This is a genomic window from Methylotenera sp. (assembly GCF_030653755.1).
In the GTDB taxonomy this organism is placed as follows: domain Bacteria; phylum Pseudomonadota; class Gammaproteobacteria; order Burkholderiales; family Methylophilaceae; genus Methylotenera.
This window is the reverse complement of the sequence record NZ_JAURYU010000035.1, coordinates 1-2,898: the sequence shown is the minus strand read 5'-3', so window position 1 is coordinate 2,898 and position 2,898 is coordinate 1. Positions and strand designations below refer to the sequence as shown.

Annotated in this window: 4 protein-coding genes; 1 reads left to right on the top strand and 3 read right to left on the bottom strand. The window is 64.3% G+C overall.

Annotated elements, in window-relative coordinates; all coding sequences use genetic code 11:
- Positions 1 to 38: 38 nt before the first annotated feature.
- Together Q7U33_RS06225 and Q7U33_RS06220 are read right to left on the bottom strand one after the other, a co-directional pair.
- Positions 39 to 293, bottom strand: coding sequence for a peptidylprolyl isomerase (locus tag Q7U33_RS06225; RefSeq protein ID WP_304858773.1), 255 nt, complete (start codon positions 291 to 293; stop codon positions 39 to 41).
- A gap of 40 nt (positions 294 to 333) precedes the next feature.
- The gene (locus tag Q7U33_RS06220) at positions 334 to 1,671 is read right to left on the bottom strand and encodes an IS66 family transposase (protein ID WP_304858771.1); all 1,338 of its coding nucleotides are present in this window, start codon (positions 1,669 to 1,671) and stop codon (positions 334 to 336) included.
- Between the two features lie 133 nt (positions 1,672 to 1,804).
- Here Q7U33_RS06220 and Q7U33_RS06215 point away from each other — a divergent pair, with 133 nt between their 5' ends.
- Positions 1,805 to 2,083, top strand: coding sequence for an FAD-dependent oxidoreductase (locus Q7U33_RS06215; protein WP_304858769.1), 279 nt, complete (start codon positions 1,805 to 1,807; stop codon positions 2,081 to 2,083).
- Between the two features lie 21 nt (positions 2,084 to 2,104).
- Here Q7U33_RS06215 and Q7U33_RS06210 read toward each other — a convergent pair whose 3' ends face one another.
- Positions 2,105 to 2,803, bottom strand: a complete 699-nt coding sequence (locus Q7U33_RS06210) for a histidine phosphatase family protein (protein ID WP_304858768.1) — start codon at positions 2,801 to 2,803, stop codon at positions 2,105 to 2,107.
- Between the last annotated feature and the right edge of the window lie 95 nt (positions 2,804 to 2,898).

Genomic DNA, 2,898 nt, shown 5'->3' with positions numbered 1-2,898 from the left:
GGACTGCCTCGCCCCAGCGGCGCAGAGTCGCGCGGGTCTCAGTGTTGGTGCCCGTGCGCCCCGTGCACATGCCGGTGCGCAATTTCCTCGGCACTGGCCACGCGCCCGGCCGTAACCTTGCAGCTGAACGTCAGCGCCTGGCCCGCCAGGGGGTGGTTGCCGTCCAGATGCACCGTGGGGCCCTTGATCTTGACCACATTGAACACAGCGGGCTGACCGTCGTCGGCCATGCCCTGCAATTGGCCACCCACCTTCACGCCGGGCGGGAACTCGCTTTTGGGGATGGTGCGCACCGTATCTGTTCAGGTACCCCCAACGGAAAGGACCTCAGCGTCAAGCGGGGTGATAAAGATGGATGTGCTCGGGCACCAGGCTGGGCGGGCGAATGCCACCGATCCAGCTCTGGACGGCGGTGTGGATGAACTCATAGGCCACCCGCGTTTGCATCTTGCAAGTCTGCACCGTTGAGAAGATGCGCTCGGTAAAGTCCATCCCCCGCTTGGATCGCGTGCAGTACGAGAGCTTTCGCTTGATGACGTAATCTCGCAACGCCCGCTCGGCGGCATTGTTGGTCGGTGGCACCAGCGGGTTATGCAGGAACGTCCACAGTGCGGGCCACATCTTCAACAGATTGGCACAGGTGTTGGCCGTGCGGCAGCACTGGGTCTGTGTGCTGCCCAGCTCCAACTGCGCCCGGAGGCGCTTTTGAAGCCATGTGAAGTGGCGTGCGTCCTTTTGCTGCTCACGCCAGCGAAACAGCAAGCAGCCATAGCCCAGCAGCCGCTTGCCAATGCGACCACCCAGGCCCGAGCGGGCAGCAATCCGCTCGAAGTCGCGCAGCAGGTGTGCCCAGCAGACCTGACGCTGCTCAGGCACCAGGTGGTTGTAGCCCGCATACCGGTCACTGACCGTGACAAAACCGGGCCGGTTGCCCAGGATCAGTTTGGCAGCCAACTGCCCACGCGAAGGGTCGATGCGAAACCGCACACCCCAGTCGCTGACCAGTACCCACATCCACATGGTGTGCTTGTGGCTCTGGTGCCTGGTCTCATCGGCGTGGCACACGGGTGCGTGCTGCAACTCGGCATGCAGTTGGGCCACTGGCTTGTCCAGTGCCTGGCTGACCAGCCCGTGGGCCTGAGACACCGCCCCCAGGCTGAAGTGGACACCCATGATGTGCGAGAGCACCGCCTGCACTTTGCGCTGCGTCAGATGGAATTGCCCGGCCAGTGTGCCCACCAGGGCCAGGGCACGTGGCCCCAGTTGCCCGCTGGGAACCCCTGCGGGCAAGGCAGCGTGGTGTTTGCGGCCGCAGCCGCTGCAGATGCCGCGCAGGCGCACGTACTCACTCACGATGGGTTTGACTTCGGGCAGCTCGAAGACTTGGTGGCGCATGGGCTTGTCGCCATCGGGCTCGACCGATGAACCGCAGGCATCGCATTGCGCTGGCGGCAAACACTCAATGAGGTGGCTGACATCAGTCTGGGGCACCATGGCCCGAAAGCTGCCTTTGTGTCCGGGTTGTCCGCCCAGGGGTTTACCGCTTTTGGCCCTGCCGGGGCGAGTGGGTGTGCCGGGGCCATCGCTGGATGGTGGTTTGGAGGAGTTGCGCGAGTTCAGGTTGACGCGTTCTTCCAATGCCGCCAGCCGGTCCATGAGCTGGCGGATCATGCCGTGACAAGCTTCAACGGTTTCGGGTAGGTCAAGCCGACCAGCTGGTGCTTGAGTGCTATCGCTTTTGCGCATGCCATCAGTTTAACCCCTGCGCTATCGTTTTGGGTGCGTGATATGAAACTCAGGGGGGGTGAACAGATACCTCAAAACCATCTTCGGCCACGACATTCCCCACCCGGTTGACCACCAGATCACGCGCTGGGCATCCGACCGCTTTGCCCGTGGTTCGTATTCGTTCAACGCGCTCCACGCCACCCCCGCCATGCGCACCGCGCTGGCCCAACCGCTGGGCGGGCGGCTCTTTTTTGCCGGTGAAGCCAGCAGCAAAGACCATTTCGGCACGGCCCACGGTGCGTATTTGAGTGGCGTGCAGTCTGCCAAGGATGTGCTTCTGGCTGCCCAGGGCTGATTTCGCGCTGGCGCAGCCACCTCAAGCCGCCGTCACCCACCCCCGGTGCTCGGCGCTGTCGAGGTGGGGCAGGGTGTTGAAGCTGACCAGGCGTTGGCGCTGGGGGCTGCCGGCCAGCTCGGTCAGGGCGGTGTTGCGAATTTGCAGGTTCAGCTCGATGGTGGTTTCGGGCGGTGTGCTCAGCAGGTGGCCCACCAGGGTGGAGATGGGGCCGCCGCTGCTGACCACCAGCACATTGCCGTGGCCGTGGTGCTGGCGAATGTGGGCCAGCGCGGCGGTGGCACCCGCCACAAAGTCGGTGTAGCTGGGCATGCCGTGGGGGCTGATGGTGCCCGCCATCCACAGCGCCAGCGCATCGCGCAGCAGCCTGAAGTGGCGCTTGTAGCCTTCGGGTGAGCCGGGGTTGATCTGGCTGATTGGGCTCGGGCCCAAGGGCAGGGCGGCCAGCAGGGCTTCGCTGTTGTACTCGTTCAGGCCAGGCCACACCAGCGGGGTGTGCTGCGTCCAGCCCGCGCCCTGGGCAATGCCTTGCCAGGTTTGGTGGTGGCGGCGCAGGCTGCCGGTCAGCACGGCGTCCCAGTGCAGGCCGAGTTCGTCAGACCGCTGGCGCAGGTACTGGCCCAGGCGCTCGCTCTGGCGCTGGCCCAGGGGGCTGAGTTGGTCGTAGTCGGCAGCGCCCAATGAGGCTTGCCCATGGCGGATGAGGTAGATGTGGCCCATGCACCGATTGTGAGAATCAGCCGCACCCGGCGCTTGTCTCTGCAGCGACTTTTACACCAGCTAGCCAATAAGTAGATAGCTAACTATTGATGTAT